The 14533-nt window shown below is 68.3% G+C and carries 13 protein-coding genes; 11 read left to right on the forward strand and 2 right to left on the reverse strand.

What is annotated here, in order from left to right:
- Positions 1–23: 23 nt before the first annotated feature.
- The gene (locus NL2_RS08615; protein WP_068073760.1) at positions 24–2009 is read left to right on the forward strand and encodes a putative bifunctional diguanylate cyclase/phosphodiesterase; all 1986 of its coding nucleotides are present in this window, start codon (positions 24–26) and stop codon (positions 2007–2009) included.
- A 15-nt stretch (positions 2010–2024) separates the two neighbouring features.
- Here NL2_RS08615 and NL2_RS08620 read toward each other — a convergent pair whose 3' ends face one another.
- A complete protein-coding gene (locus tag NL2_RS08620; protein WP_068073762.1) occupies positions 2025–3281 on the reverse strand; it encodes a multidrug effflux MFS transporter in 1257 nt (418 codons plus the stop codon).
- Positions 3282–3356: 75 nt separating this feature from the next.
- Between NL2_RS08620 and dinB the strand changes: the two genes are divergently transcribed.
- The 10 genes from dinB to gspN all read left to right on the forward strand — a co-directional run bounded on the left by dinB (position 3357) and on the right by gspN (position 14066).
- A complete protein-coding gene (gene dinB / locus NL2_RS08625) occupies positions 3357–4496 on the forward strand; it encodes a DNA polymerase IV (RefSeq protein ID WP_068073764.1) in 1140 nt (379 codons plus the stop codon).
- A 168-nt stretch (positions 4497–4664) separates the two neighbouring features.
- The gene (locus NL2_RS08630; RefSeq protein WP_068073765.1) at positions 4665–5090 is read left to right on the forward strand and encodes a cyclin family protein; all 426 of its coding nucleotides are present in this window, start codon (positions 4665–4667) and stop codon (positions 5088–5090) included.
- 162 nt (positions 5091–5252) lie between these two features.
- The gene (locus tag NL2_RS08635; protein WP_068073767.1) at positions 5253–6089 is read left to right on the forward strand and encodes a type II secretion system protein N; all 837 of its coding nucleotides are present in this window, start codon (positions 5253–5255) and stop codon (positions 6087–6089) included.
- Positions 6086–8347, forward strand: a complete 2262-nt coding sequence (gene gspD, locus NL2_RS08640) for a type II secretion system secretin GspD (protein ID WP_068073769.1) — start codon at positions 6086–6088, stop codon at positions 8345–8347. The genes NL2_RS08635 and gspD overlap by 4 nt, the downstream gene beginning before the upstream one ends.
- Before the next feature lie 4 nt (positions 8348–8351).
- Positions 8352–10007 carry a GspE/PulE family protein gene (locus NL2_RS08645; RefSeq protein ID WP_084355986.1) on the forward strand — a complete coding sequence of 552 codons (1656 nt, stop codon included), beginning with the start codon at positions 8352–8354 and terminating at the stop codon, positions 10005–10007.
- Entirely contained in the window at positions 10007–11236 is a 1230-nt protein-coding gene (gspF, locus tag NL2_RS08650; RefSeq protein ID WP_068073771.1) for a type II secretion system inner membrane protein GspF, read from the forward strand. The genes NL2_RS08645 and gspF overlap by 1 nt, the downstream gene beginning before the upstream one ends.
- A gap of 3 nt (positions 11237–11239) precedes the next feature.
- Positions 11240–11692: a type II secretion system major pseudopilin GspG gene (gene gspG, locus NL2_RS08655; protein ID WP_068073773.1), complete on the forward strand. Its 453-nt coding sequence runs from the start codon at positions 11240–11242 to the stop codon at positions 11690–11692.
- 9 nt (positions 11693–11701) lie between these two features.
- On the forward strand, positions 11702–12838 hold the full coding sequence (gene gspL, locus NL2_RS08660) for a type II secretion system protein GspL (RefSeq protein ID WP_157083101.1): 1137 nt from the start codon (positions 11702–11704) through the stop codon (positions 12836–12838).
- Positions 12835–13311 carry a type II secretion system protein M gene (locus NL2_RS08665; RefSeq protein WP_068073777.1) on the forward strand — a complete coding sequence of 159 codons (477 nt, stop codon included), beginning with the start codon at positions 12835–12837 and terminating at the stop codon, positions 13309–13311. Before gspL ends, NL2_RS08665 begins: the two co-directional genes overlap by 4 nt.
- A complete protein-coding gene (gene gspN, locus NL2_RS08670; protein WP_068073779.1) occupies positions 13311–14066 on the forward strand; it encodes a type II secretion system protein N in 756 nt (251 codons plus the stop codon). Before NL2_RS08665 ends, gspN begins: the two co-directional genes overlap by 1 nt.
- Positions 14067–14074: 8 nt before the next feature.
- Here the strand turns inward: gspN and NL2_RS08675 are convergent, their stop codons facing one another.
- Complete coding sequence (locus tag NL2_RS08675; protein ID WP_068073782.1) at positions 14075–14530, reverse strand: Dps family protein; 456 nt, start codon at positions 14528–14530, stop codon at positions 14075–14077.
- Positions 14531–14533: the final 3 nt, after the last annotated feature.

The raw sequence follows: 14533 nt of genomic DNA on the forward strand, positions 1-14533 counted from the left end.
CGCGACCGGCTAACCCGGGGCGCATGGGGATCGAGACTGCATCGGCTGTCGGACGCAAACCGGGCAGGAACCGGCCATACCGGCCTGCCTGGCATCGTCTCGTCCGTCGCCTGGCACCCAAGTGGGACGATGCACTGACCGATGCTTTCGCGGGCCTGCTGTCGCACCGCCTGCCCTTGGTCTACGGCGTGGTCCTGTTCAACATCGGCATCCTGTCTGGCCGGTTTTCGGGCGTTGCGCCTCGTTTCCTGACCGTGACCGCCCCGCTGATGCTGACGATGGTGATCATGCAGCGGCTGCTCTACTGGCTGCCGGTGTTCGTGCGCCATCGGCCGCGGGAGCGGGTGGTCAGGGACCTGCAGATGCTGAGCATGGTCGGTGCCGGGATGGCGCTGCTGCTCGTGAGTTGGGTGATGGCGCTGTATCCCTACGGCGGCGAATCCCACAAAAGCCTGGTCCACTACATCGTGGCCATCACTTGCTGCATCAGCATCCTGGGTATCGGCCAGTCGCCGTTCACATCGCTGGCGATCGGCGCGGCGGTGATTGTGCCGACCAGCTGGACGTTCCTCACCCACGGCCATTCCAACGCGGTGCAGGTGGTGCTGGTCCAGTTCGTGATGACGTTCCTGCTGGTGGCGATCACCGATGGTCACCATCGCGATTTCATCCGGCTGGAGCGCGCCAAGCACAAGCTGGAACGCCGCACGGCCAAGGCGGCGCGAATGTCGGAGGCCAACCGCCTGCTGGCCACGATCGATCCGCTGACCGGGGCGCTCAACCGCCGCGCGATCCTGGCGCAGCTCGAAAACGCGGTGAGCCAGAGTGCAGCGCGATCGCCATGGCTGGTGTTGCTCGATCTCGACGGGTTCAAGCACATCAACGACACGTACGGCCATGCCGCCGGCGACACCGTGCTGAAAGCGGTCGCCACGCGGCTCAGCGGCGATCCCGCGATCAGCACGTTCGGCCGCCTTGGCGGCGACGAGTTCGCGCTGTTGCTGGACGGCAAGCACGACCTGGATGCAGCCCGGGCGATTCTGGCCCAGGTTTCAGACAAGATGCGCGAGCCGATCGACCACAAGGGCGTCAACTTGCGCCTGACCGCCTCGACCGGGCTTGGCATGACCAAGGGCCTCAACGTGAGCGAGTGCCTCGAACGGGCCGACGCTGCGCTGTACAAGGCCAAGGACCTCGGCGACGGCGCCAGTGCGATCTTTACCGCGGCCGACGAACGCGCGCTGGAAGAACGGACCGCGATCACCCGCCAGTTCCACGACTGCGAGCTCGAGCGGCGCGTGCGCCTGCTCTACCAGCCGATCATCGATACCGACGGCGAAGGCACGATCGTCGGCTTCGAAGCCTTTGCCCGCTGGTCGCCCGATGGCCGCCGCTGGCTGGCGCCGGGCCGCTTCATGGAACTGGCCGAGGCGACCGGGCGCACCGGCGAACTGACGCGGATCGTGCTGGCCCGCGCGCTGGATGAATGCCGTGCCTGGGAACACGGTCGCACGCTGGCGATCAATCTGGCCCCGCGCGATGTGTTGCGCGAAGGCACGGTCGATGTCCTGGCCCAGATCGTCGCCGACGCGGGCGCGCCGACCCAGTCGATCGTGCTGGAAGTGACCGAAAGCGCGCTGCTGATCGATCCCGCGCGGACGACCGAACAGCTGGCCGCCTTCCGCGCCGCCGGTTTCCGCATTGCGCTCGACGATTTCGGGGCGGGCTGGGCCAGCCTTGCCCACATCCACAAGCTGCCGCTCGACATGCTCAAGATCGACCAGGGCCTGTCGCGCGCGATGGCCACCGATCCCGGCGCGCGCGCCATTGCCGGAACGATCCTCAACCTGGCGTGGCAGCTTGGGCTCGATTGTACGATCGAAGGGATCGAGAACGAGGCGCAGGCCGCTACCGCGCGGGCGTTGGGGGTCCGGCTGATGCAGGGCTACCACTTCGGCCGGCCGCAACCGGCACATCGCGTGCTGGCGTCCCTTTCCCGCGCCGCCTGAGCTGCTGCGCTTGATTCAGGCAGCGGGACGCGCAGCGCCGGGCGGATAGAGCCTGCGGAACAATACGCCGTGTTCGCTGAACAGCACCAGCAGCAGGGTGACGATGCCGCAGCCCAGCAGCGCCAGAGCCAGCGGGCGCGCGGTGCCGTCGAACGACTGGCCGACGATGATGCCAAGCCCCGCGCCGATCACCATGCGCAGGAACGCCTGGACCGACGCCGCCGCCCCGGCGATTCGCGCGAACGGCTGCAGCGAGATCGAGCCGAAGTTGGCCCCGACGAAACCGATCAGGCACATCGAGCCGCCCATCACCGGCATGAACTGCCACAGCGTCTGGTGCGGACGCGTGGCGAGGAACAGCTGGAGCGCGCTCAACCCGATGAACCCCAGCAGCGCGCTGTGCGACACGCGCCGCGCGCCGAACCGTTCGACGATGCGTGAATTGAGGAAGCTGGCCAGCGCCATCGACAGGGCCGTTGCGCCGAACAGCAGCGGAAACATCGTGCCCGCGCCGAAATGTTCGGCAACCAGCTGCTGCGAACTGTTGATATAACCGAACATCCCCCCGAACACGAGCGCACCGCCGATCACGTAGCCGAACGCGGCGCGGTTGGTCGCGGCGGCCAGCATGTTGCCGAAGATCGCCTTTGGCTCGATCGGCTGGCGGTATTCGGGGTGCAGCGTTTCATCCAGCCGGTGCCAGGTCCACACGCCCACGACCGATGCCAGCCCCGCCAGCATCACGAAAATCCAGCGCCATCCGGCAAACAGCAGGACCAGCTGGCCCAGGCTTGGCGCGATCATCGGCACGAACATGAACACGACCGAGATGGTCGACAGCGTCCGCGCCATGCGATCACCCGCGAACCGGTCGCGGATGATCGCCGACGGCAGCACCGACAGCCCCGCGCTGCTGATCGCCTGCGCCGCGCGCAGCTCCAGCAAAGCGGTGAAATCGCGGGCCAGCGCGCAGCCGATCGACAGCACGACGTACAGGCCCAGGCTGCACAACAGCACCGGACGGCGCCCGTAACGGTCGGCCAGTGAGCCGGGCACGAGCGCGCCGATGCCTGCGCAGAACAGGAACACGCCCACCACCAGTTGCCGCCGGTTGGGATCGGACACGCCCAGATCGTGCGCAATCTGGCCCAGCGCTGGCAGCATCGCGTCGATCGCCAGCGCCTGCAGCGCCATCAGCATCGCCATCATCGCCACGAACTCGGCCGTGCCGACGTTGCGCGCCGAGGGCGCGGGAGGGTTCATGGTGGTCATGGATCGCCTTAGAATCGGCCGGAACGGGATTCACGGCCATTTCTGCTGCAATGCAAAATAGGCTAGCACTTGTCCATGGATGCGACACCCGATGATAGCGGAGAGGACGACAGCGGCACCGGCACCGGCACCGGCATCCGCAAGATCATCCATGTCGACATGGATGCGTTCTACGCCAGCGTGGAGCAGCGCGACGATCCGTCGCTGCGCGGGCGGCCGGTGGCGGTGGGCGGTTCGAGCGATCGCGGGGTGGTGGCGGCGGCCAGCTATGAGGCGCGGGTGTTCGGCGTCCGCTCCGCCATGGCATCGGCCAAGGCGATCCGGCTGTGCCCGGCGCTGGTGTTCTGCAAGCCGCGCTTCGATGTGTACAAGCACGTCTCGGGTCAGATCCGCGCGATCTTCCACGACTACACGCCGCATGTGGAGCCGCTGTCGCTCGACGAGGCTTATCTCGACGTCACCGACGACATCCTCGGCATCGGGTCCGCCACGCGCATCGCCGAACTGATCCGCGCCCGGATCAGGGCGGACACCGGGCTGACCGCCAGCGCGGGCGTATCGTACAACAAGTTCCTCGCCAAGCTGGCCAGCGACCAGAACAAGCCCGATGGCCTGTGCATCATCCGCCCGGGAGAGGGCGCAGCGTTCGTGGCGCAACTGCCGGTACGACGGTTCCACGGGATCGGCCCGCGCGGGGCGGAACGCATGGCCGCGCTCGGCATCGAGACCGGCGCGGACCTGGCGCTGAAGGACCTGCCGTTCCTGCAAGCGCACTTCGGCAGCATGGCGGAATACCTCTATCGCGCGGCGCGCGGGATCGATTTGCGCCGGGTCCGTGCCGACCGGCCGCGCAAGTCGGTGGGTGGCGAGCGCACGTTCGATCGCGATCTGTCGACCGGCCCCGCGCTGCGCGAGGCGCTCGAACGGATCATCGACATTGTCTGGGACCGGATCGAACGCAGCGAGGCGCATGGCCGCACGGTGACGCTCAAGCTCAAATACATCGATTTCTCGCCAATGAGCCGTGCCCGCTCGGCGGTGCGGCCGATCACGTCGAAAGACGAATTCGCCGCGATGTCGCGCGAGCTGCTCGATGCCGTGCTGCCCTTGCCGCAACCGGTTCGGCTGATGGGGCTGACGCTGTCCGCGCTCGACGAAGGCGACCTGCCTGACGACGAAACACCCCCCGCCGGGCAGCCGGAATTGCCGCTGTGACCCGGCCTCCTGCCAGCGTCTCAGCAGCGCGCGGCGCCAGAAAGCGATGGACAGCGGCGGCCTTTTCATCGACGCTTGGGCAGGGATCGACCGGGCAATGTACTCGGCAGTATTGGCGCGGAGGCTATCCGCAACTGCAGACGCGTTAGTTCGGGGGGTACATTTGCCATGAAGTTTCAACGATCGATGCTTGTCGCCGCCGCGATGTTGCTGGCGCAGGCGACGTTCGCGATACCGGCGCAAGCGGCCGATGCGCCGGGCTTCACCTATCGCGACCTCACGCATTGCGCGGCGTTCAACCTGCTGGTCTCGCAAGTGATGGGCGTGGGCGACGATGCCGCCGCGCACAAGGCGGACGCCGATGCCTTTTCGGATCGCGCATCGTCGCTGATGGTCGTCGCCACGCTAGAGGGCGACGGCAATATCGAAAAAGTGAAGCAGGACGTCACCGACCTGATGGGCGTGTTCACCAAGACGATCACCGGCGACGACAAAGCCGCAACCAACAGCTTCATCAAGGACAACATGGCCACCTGCACGGCGATGGGGCAGGCGGCCAAGGAAGCGCTGGACGAACATACCAAAAAGGATTGATCGCATACGCACTGGCGCGGTGCGGCAATTGTTTGAACAGCCTAACCCATTTGAAACGCACGGCCCTTTTGTAAGACCAGAGTCTTCTGCAAGACAGGTGCAACCGCTATGGCAGGGCAACGAGGAGGACGCGCGCGAGTGCGATTCGAGCGGCAGCGTTTGATGATACCCGGCAACCGCCTGGCGTTGCCCACCCTGCATGACGTGCTGTGGTGGACGCTGGCCGCCGCGATCGCCGTGCTGGCGGCTGCGCTGGTCTGGGCGGTGCTGACCCCGTTGGCGCCGCTCGGTGCGTGGCATCCGTCGTCGGCGCGCACGATGGCGCCCGCGCTGCGGTCGGCGCTGTTCGCGGGGTTCGATCCGTTCAACCGCGATCATCCGGTGGTGGCGCAGGCATCGTCGGGCACAGTGACGTCGCTTGCGGTCACATTGTTCGGCACGCGCAGCACGCCCGGCGGTGGCGGCAGCGCGATCATCGCCGGGGCGGACGGCGTGCAGAAAGTCTATCGCGTCGGGTCCGAAGTGATGCCCGGGGTGCTCCTCAGCGGCGTCGCATTCGATCACGTGGCTTTCACCCGCAACGGGGCGAGCGAACTGCTTTATCTCGACCAGTCCAAGAACGTGCCCAGCGCGCAGTCGGTCGTCGCGGCCAATCCGGTGGCGAACCCGGTTGCCGGAGCGGGCGGACTTTCTCCGCCTTCCGCCGGAGCATCTGGCGGCCTGACCGTCGATGCGGCGCGGCAGGGCATCAACTTCGGGCCGCATGCCGAAGGCGGCAAAGTGGTCGGGCTGGAAGTGCAGCCCGGCGCCGATGGCTCCGCCTTTCGCGCGGCGGGTTTCCAGCCGGGTGACATCATTACCAACGTCAACGGCAAATCGGTGACCGGCGCGGGCGACAGCGCTACGCTGGCAGCCGCGCTGCGCCCCGGCAGCGCCGTTTCGGTGACCGTTCGCCGTGGCGACCAGCAGCTTCCTCTTGCGATAACATTGGCCCCATGATCCTGCGACGAACCCCTTTTGCCTCGACCTTCGCGCTCGCTGCGGTGCTGGCGCTTGCCGTGCCACAGGTGGCGCACGCGCAATACACGCTGAACGCGCGCGAGGCGGATGTCCGCGCGTTCGTGGAGGATGCCGCCGAAGTCACCGGGCGCACTTTCATCGTCGATGGGCGGGTGCAGGGCAAAGTCAGCGTCGTCAGCGACCGTCCGCTGACCCGCTCGGAATATTTCGAGGTGTTCCTCTCGACCTTGCGCGCCAACGGGCTGGTCGCGGTCCCCACCGGCAACGGCGCGTTCCGCATCCAGCCGGCCGAAGGCGCGGCAACGCAGCCCACGCGCGTCGGCAGCCGGGGTGCCGCCCGCAACCAGATGGTGACCGAAGTCGTGCGCCTCCATGCGATCGACGCAACGCAGGCGGTGGATACGCTGCGCCCGCTGATCAGCAAGGAAGGCGCGATCACCGCCAACAAGGCGGGCAATTCGCTGGTCATCGTCGATTACGCCGACAATTTGCGCCGGATACGGCAGCTGCTGGCGCAGATCGACGGCGCGGGTTCGGCCGCCTCGACCCAGACCGTGCTGCTCAGCCATGCCGGCGCGCGCGAGATCGCCACCGCCTTGTCGCAACTGGTTCCTGCCGGGGCAGACGGCGGGCGCACGCTGGCGACGGTGGTCGCGGTGGACAGCTCTAACGCGATCCTGCTGCGCGGCGAACCGGCCACGCTGGCGCGCCTGGCCGCCATCGCGCGCGAACTCGATGCCCGCGCGGCGACAGGCGGCGAGATCAAGGTCGTGTGGCTCGACTATGCCGATGCCGCGGTGCTCGTGCCCGTGCTGGAACGGCTGGTCGGCGGGCAGGGCGGCAGCGAAGTCGCCTCGGGCTCGCCCGCACCGGTGTCGCTTGGCGGGGTCGGCGGCAGCAGTGGCGGGAACGGGCAGGGCGGCACGTCCACGTCGAGCGGCTCGACCGTTACCGCCACGACCGGCGGCGGGGCCAGCGCGGGCGGCAGCGGCGGGTTGGGCAGCGGCGCGATCCAGCTTTCGGGCGGGCGCGGCACCGCCACGATCACGCGCTATCCCGGCGCGAACGCGGTGATCATCGCCGCCCCGGCCGATGAACAGCGGCGCCTGACCGAACTGATCCGCCAGCTCGACTTGCGCCAGGATCAGGTGCTGGTCGAAGCGATCATCGTCGAGATTTCCGACAACGTCGCGCGGTCGCTCGGCGTGCAGTTCCTGCTCGGCGGCAAGAACGTGCCGTTCCTCGCCACCAATTTCTCCAACGCATCGCCCAACATCGTCGATGTGGCGGGCGGCGTGCTGGCCAACAGGCTGGACCAGACCACCACCGTCATCAACGGCGCCACCGTCACCACATCGACCAACAGCGCCACCGGTGATTTGCTGCGCCAGAACGCGGTCAGCGCGATTCAGGGCGCGCGCGGGGCGTTCACCGGGTTCGCCACCTCGCTGGGCGGCAATGCGGTGCTGGGCGCGATCATCAACGCGGTGCAGTCGGACAGCAATTCCAACATCCTGTCCACGCCGCACATCACCACCAACAACAACGTGCCGGCCTCGATCCTGTTCGGGCAGGAGATCCCGGTGTCGACCGGCGAGGCGCTGTCGAACAACTTCCAGAACACCTTCCGCACCATCCAGCGCCAGAACGTGGGCATCGAGCTGGATGTGACGCCGCAGATCAACGCGGGCAACGAAGTGCGGCTGGATTTGCGCCAGGAAGTCAGCTCGATCGCCGGGCCGGTGTCGAACAATTTCAGCGAACTGATCATCAACAAGCGCGAGATCAAGACCACGGTGACCGTGGGCGACGGCGAGATCGTGGTGCTGGGCGGGTTGCTTGATGACAACGAGCGGCGGACGATCGAGAAAGTGCCGCTGCTGGGCGATATTCCGGTGCTGGGCGAACTGTTCAAGTCGCGCGGGAAAAGCCGGGTGAAGACCAACCTGATGGTGTTTATCCGCCCCACCATTTTGCGCAGCGCTGCCGATCGCGAGGCGCTGACCGCGCGGCGCTATGGTGTGATCCGCAACGCGCAAGTCGGTTATGATCCCAAGCAGGAGCCGACCATCGACGACCTGATCGTCGATTACATGGGCGCCGCGCTGCCGCAGGCGCCCGCCGCCGCGACGACCGATACAGTCATCGCGCCGCACGCCGCGCCGTCGCAGCTCGATCTTGCGCCGCTCGATACCGCTTCCCCGCCGCCCTCGCCCGGCGCGGCACCGAAGCCCTGATCCGATGCCGCTGCGCCGCGATCAGGCCGGGGCCGATTTGCCGCTGGCGGTGGCAAGCGACCGGCCGGCGCCGCACGCGGTGAGCCTGACGCCCGACGTCGTGCTGGCGGATGCCCTGAGCGTGGCATCGCCCGCTGCTCTCGTGTCGGTCCCGACGATCCCCTACCTGTTCGCGCGCGATGCGGGGTTCCTGCTGCTCGATGCCGAGAGCGGCGATGCGGCCCAACCGGCGCGCCTGGCGATGCGCGACGGGGCCGATCCGCTGGAACTGCTCGAATTGCGCCGCCGCATCGGCCGCCCGCTTGCGATTGAACGCGTCGATGCCCCCGCGTTCGAGCGGCTGCTGGGCGAAATCTATTCGGTCGATGGCGCCGCCGCCGCCGTCGCAGGCGACATGGGTATCGCGGGCGACGGGCTCGATCCGCTGGCGCTCGGCCTGCCCACTGCCGAAGACTTGCTCGACAGTGCCGACGATGCCCCGGCGATCCGCCTGATCAACGGGCTGATCGCCGAAAGCCTGCGCCAAGGCGTGTCCGACATCCACATCGAGCCGTACGAACAGGCGCTGGTGGTGCGGATGCGGATCGACGGGGTGCTGTCGGAAAAGCTGCGGATGCCGCCGCATGTCGCGCCCGTTCTGGTCAGCCGGATCAAGGTGATGGCGCGGCTCGACATTGCCGAGCGGCGCGTGCCGCAGGACGGGCGCATCGGGCTGAGCCTGGGCGGCAAGCTGGTCGATGTGCGCGTCTCCACGCTACCCAGCCGCGCGGGCGAGCGCGTGGTGATGCGCCTGCTCGACAAGGAGAACGCCGGGCTGGATCTGGCGCATCTCGGGCTCGACGGCCGCACCGAGGCGGTTCTGCAACGCGCCCTGGCGGAACCCAACGGTATCGTGCTGGTCACCGGACCGACCGGATCGGGCAAGACCACCACGCTCTATGCCGCGCTGCGCCAGCTCAACGATGGCGCGCGCAATATCCTCACGGTGGAAGACCCGGTCGAATATGCCGTGGACGGGATCGGGCAGACGCAGGTCAATCCCAAGGTCGGCTTAAGCTTCGCCGCCGGGCTTCGCGCGATCCTGCGGCAGGATCCCGACGTGGTGATGGTCGGCGAAATCCGCGACCGCGAAACCGCCGAGATCGCGGTGCAGGCGTCGCTCACCGGGCACCTCGTGCTGTCCACCGTGCACACCAACGATGCCGCCGGTGCGATCACCCGGATGCGCGACATGGGGGTGGAACCGTTCCTGCTCGCCTCGACCTTGCGCGCGGTGATCGCGCAGCGGCTGGTCCGGCGGCTGTGCCGGTCCTGTCGCGAGGCGCGTCCGATCGAGGCGGCAGCGGCCGAAATGCTCGGCATCGCGCCGGGCACCGTGGTGCAGGCGGTGCGCGGCTGTGGGGTATGCTCGCAAACCGGCTATGCCGGCCGCATCGGCGTGTTCGAGGCGCTGCGCGTGGACGACAAGATCCGCGCGATGATTCATGACAACGCCAACGAGGCGGACATGGCCGCGCACGCCTTCCGCGATGCGCCCAGCCTGGCGCAAGCGGCGCGGGAACTGGTGCTGGCGGGCGAAACCACGCCCGAGGAAGCGGTGCGCATCACCCGCCGCGAGGACCGCACTGCGGACGAATTCCCCGGTGGGCAGGTCGGCTGATGGCGCGGTTTTCCTACCTTGCCATCGATCCCAAGGGCAACGAGCGGCGCGGCGCGATCGAAGCACCGGGCGAGCGGCAGGCGTCGGAACGGCTCGCCGCGCGCGAATGGCACGTCGTGCGGATCGCGCCCGACGCTGCGACATCGGCGCGCAGGGCCTCGGTCTCGACCAGCGGGATCGCGCTGTTCGCGCCGCGCCTGTCGTCCAAGCAGCTGGCGCTGTTCACCCGCCAGCTGGCCTCGCTGATGGTCGTCAGCCCGCTGGAAGAAACGCTGCGCACGATTTCGCGCCAGACCGAAAAGCCGCGCGCGCGGGCGATCCTGGCCAATGTCCATGCCGGGATCGTCGAAGGCCTGCCGCTGGCCGAGGCGATGCGGCGCGAGGAGCCGAGTTTTCCGCCGATCTTCCGTGCGATGATCGCCGCCGGGGAGAATTCGGGCAGCCTGCCGACCATCGCCAACCGGCTGGCCGACCTGCTGGAGCGACAGGCGCAAGTGCGCGGCAAGATCATCGCCGCGCTCGCCTATCCGATCGTGCTCAGCTTCGTCGCCATCGCGGTGGTCACCGGGCTGATGGTCTCGGTCGTGCCGCGCGTGGTCGAACAGTTCGACAACGCCAGCCGGCAACTGCCCTTGCTGACGCGGGTGGTGATCGCGCTGTCGCAGTTTCTCGCGCAGTGGTGGTGGGCGGTTCTGCTGTTGCTCGCGCTGGGCATCCTGCTGTTCGTGCGCGCATTGTCCCATTCCGCCTTCCGCCTGCGGTTCGACGCCCTGCTGCTGCGGGTGCCGTTCATCGGCCGGCTGATCCGCGATATCCACGCCGCCAGTCTGGCGCGGACGCTGGCGACGATGATCGAGGCGCGCCTGCCGCTGGTCGATGGCTTGCGACTGGCGACGCGGACGGTGTCCAACACCGTGCAGCGCGCCGCGCTTCAGGTGGTGTCGGAGAAAGTCCGCGCGGGCGGATCACTGTCGACCGCGCTGCGCGAGGCGGAAAGCTTCCCGCCGCTGCTGGTGTACCTGTCCGCCAGCGGCGAGGCGGCGGGACAGCTCGGCACCATGCTCGAACGCGCCGCCGACTATCTCGAGCGCGAGTTCGAAAGCTTCACCACCGCCGCGATGGCGCTGCTCGAGCCCGCGATCATCATCGTCATGGGCACGATGGTTGCGCTGATCATCCTTGCGATCCTGCTGCCCATCCTGCAGCTTCAGAACCTGGTTGGACTGTAACCGATGACCCGCAATGCCAAACGTCCCGTGCCCCGCCCAGCCAACGGTTTCTCGCTGGTGGAACTGATGGTGGTGCTGTTCATCATCGGTCTGCTCGCCACCGTGGTCGCGCTCAACGTGATCCCGGCAGGCGACAAGGCGCGCGTGGTCAAGGCGCGTACCGACATTGCCAGCCTGGAAAGCGCGATGGAAACCTACCGGCTCGATATCGGCACGTATCCCGGACAAGGCGAGGGGTTGGGCGCGCTGAAATCGCCACCCGCCAACCTGCCGGTGCCAGAAAGCTATCGCGCCGGGGGTTATGTGAAAGACATTCCCAACGATCCCTGGGGCCACCCGTACCAGTATGCGGTGCCGGGCCGGTCGAACCGTCCGTTCGAGGTGTTCTCGCTCGGCGCGGATGGCAAGCCCGGCGGCAGCGACCTTGACGCCGATATCTACGCGCAGAAGAACTGATCCCAGACCGTGCCCGCCGTTCCCGATCCCTTGCGCGACAATGGCCTGCTGGTTTCGCTGCCCGCGATCCCCGGCGGCGTCTGGATCTGCCGGAACGTGGACAACGGGGCGCTGGGAGCGCCGTGGAGGTTCGATCCGGCGGACGATCGCGACCTGCTGCCGGGCGATGCCGGGCGCGTCACCTGCCTGGTGCCCGCTGCCCTTGCGCCGGTGCGCGACCGGGCGATGTCCGCCATGCCCCCGGCGCAGGCGATGGCGGCTGAACGGCTGACGTTGACGGGAGAGGGAGCCGCCGCCCAGTCGCGCCATGTCGCCGTGGCTGCGGCAGAGGGCGGTACGCGGCTGCTGTCGAGCGTGGTGGCCAAGGCCGACATGGACGCCTGGCTGGCGTCGCTCGCCGCCGCCGGGATCGATCCGGCGGCGCTGGTTCCCGCTGCGCTGGCGCTGCCCCCGTCGGCCGACGGGGTGGTGACCGGCGAACTCGACGGCTACGTGCTGGCCCGCACCCGCGACGCCGCGTTTGCCGGCGAGCCGGCGCTGGTCGAGGCGATTGCCGGCGACATGCCTGCGCGCGAAATCGGCGAAGGCGAACTGGCGCACGCGCTGCTGGCGCTGCACCGCGCGCCGCCGCTGGACTTGCGGCAGGGACCGTATGCCCCGCGCCGCGTTTCATACTTTCGCACGGCGGACTGGGGCCAGCTGGCGCGCATGACGGCGATCGCCGCGTTGCTCGCGCTGACGCTGATGCTGGTGTGGATCATCCGCTGGAACGCCGACTCCTCCTCGCGCGAGGCAGCGGCGCTGGCGGCGGCGCAGCAGCGCTTTCCTGCCGCGACCGACCTGGCTTCGGCCGAGCAGATGGCCTCGGCGCAACTGGCGCGGCGCGGCGACGATGGCGCCGGCTTCGCGTCGCCCGCTGCCGCGCTGCTGGCGGCGATGCGGCCGGTGCCCTCGATCCGCCTGCGCGACATGGGCTATACCAGCGACGGCACATTGCGGTTCACCGCCGCTGCGCCGCGCGCCGATGATGTCAACGCGCTGCTGATCGCGTTGCAGCACGATGGCTGGCAGGTGACCGTACCGCCCGAACTCGCGCCCGACCCGACCGGCGCCACGGTCGCAGCCATCACCTTGCGCGCGCCATGATCGCGCGGTTGGCCCTGTGGTTTCGCGCGCTATCGGAGCGTGAGCGGTGGCTGGTTGGCGTGGCCGGCTTGCTGACGGCGGCGGTGGTGCTCGTCTACGGTATCGTGCTGCCGGTCGGCGGGGCCTATGATGCAGCGGCAGATCGGCATGCCGATACGGCAGAGGGCAGCGCTCGGCTGCTGGCCCAGCTCGATGCGCTCAAGGCGCCCGCGCGCAAGGCGGTGCAGGCGCGCGGCCCGGTCGATCAGCAGGTTGCCGCCAGCGCGGAAGCGGCGGGCTTCGTGCTCCAGTCGAACCAGCCGCGTGGCAACGATCAGACGCTGGTGGTCGTGCCCGTGGCGCGGCCGAACGCGGCGCTGGCCTGGCTGGATGCGCTCGGAAATCAGGGCATTGTGCTCGACAGCCTGGCGATGACCCCGGCGGCGGATGGCTCGGTTGCGGTCAACGCCACGTTGCGCCGGGCTGGCCAGTGATGGAGCGTTCCGTGATCGAGCGCTGGATATTCCTGCGCGACGCGCGGCTGTCCGGGCGGACCCGGCTGGCGATCGCGGCGCTGGTGCTTTTGTCGCTGGTGGTGCTGTTCCCGCTGCGCGTTGCGCTGGGCTGGGCGGCGGCAGGTGGTGCCGAAATCTCCGCGCGCGCTGCAGAGGGCACCGTGTGGTCGGGACGGATCGTCGATGCGCGCGCTGGCTCATTGCCGATCGGCACGCTGGACGCGGGGTTGCGTCCGCTGCCGCTGCTGATCGGCCGAAGCGAGCTGTGGCTCCGCCGTCCGGCCAGTGCGGGCGATCCGTTCAGCGCGCGGCTTTCCGGTGGATCTGGCTGGCTACGGCTGCGCGAGGTCAACGGCACCTTGCCGCTCGGCGATGCGGCAGGCGGCCTGCCGCTCACGTCCATCGGGTTTGCCGATTTCCGGCTGGATCAGGATGGCGGGCGCTGCAGCGCCGCCGATGGCCTGGTCACGCTCACGCTCGCCTCGATCAGCCCGCTCATGCCGGCCAACGTGGCGATGACGGGCAAGGCGCGCTGCGACAAAGGCGCGCTGTACGTGCCGATGACCGGGCCGTCGGGTATGGAGCGCCTGTTCCTGCGCATCGAGGGCGACGGCCGCTACACCGCCGAACTCGTGCTGTCGGGCTTGCCGGTGGAAGTCAGCACGCCGTTGCTCGACATGGGATTTTCCGCCCGCCCCGGCGGCATCGGCCTCAAGGCGAGCGGAACGTTGTAGGTCCGGCGTTACAGCAGGATCTGCGAGAGGAACCACACGCGGCGTTCGGCCTGGTCGGTCCAGTCGTCGGCCATGCCCTCGGTGGCGTTGTCGCCCGCTGCGGTCGCTGCCGCCTTGACCGTGCGGGTCGCCTCGACCAGCGTCGCGTTGTCGTCGTGCAGGGCCTTGACCATCTTCGTCGCGTCGAGCCCACGGCGATCGTCGTCCTTGATCGTGCTTTTGGCGCCCACTGCGCCGATCGAGGTCAGCGTATCGCCGCCGTTCTTGCGCACGCGTTCGGCCAAGATGTCGGTCAGCGCGAAAATCTCGGTGGCCTGCTCGTCGAACAGCAGGTGCAGGTCGTGGAACTGCGGCCCGCGCACGTGCCAGTGAAAGTTCTTGGTCTTGAGATACAGCGCGAAATGATCGGCCAGCAGGCCGTTGAGGCTGTCGATCAGGGCGGTCTTGGAATTGTCGCCGGACATGGT

The organism is Novosphingobium lentum NBRC 107847, from assembly GCF_001590965.1.
GTDB lineage: Bacteria > Pseudomonadota > Alphaproteobacteria > Sphingomonadales > Sphingomonadaceae > Novosphingobium > Novosphingobium lentum.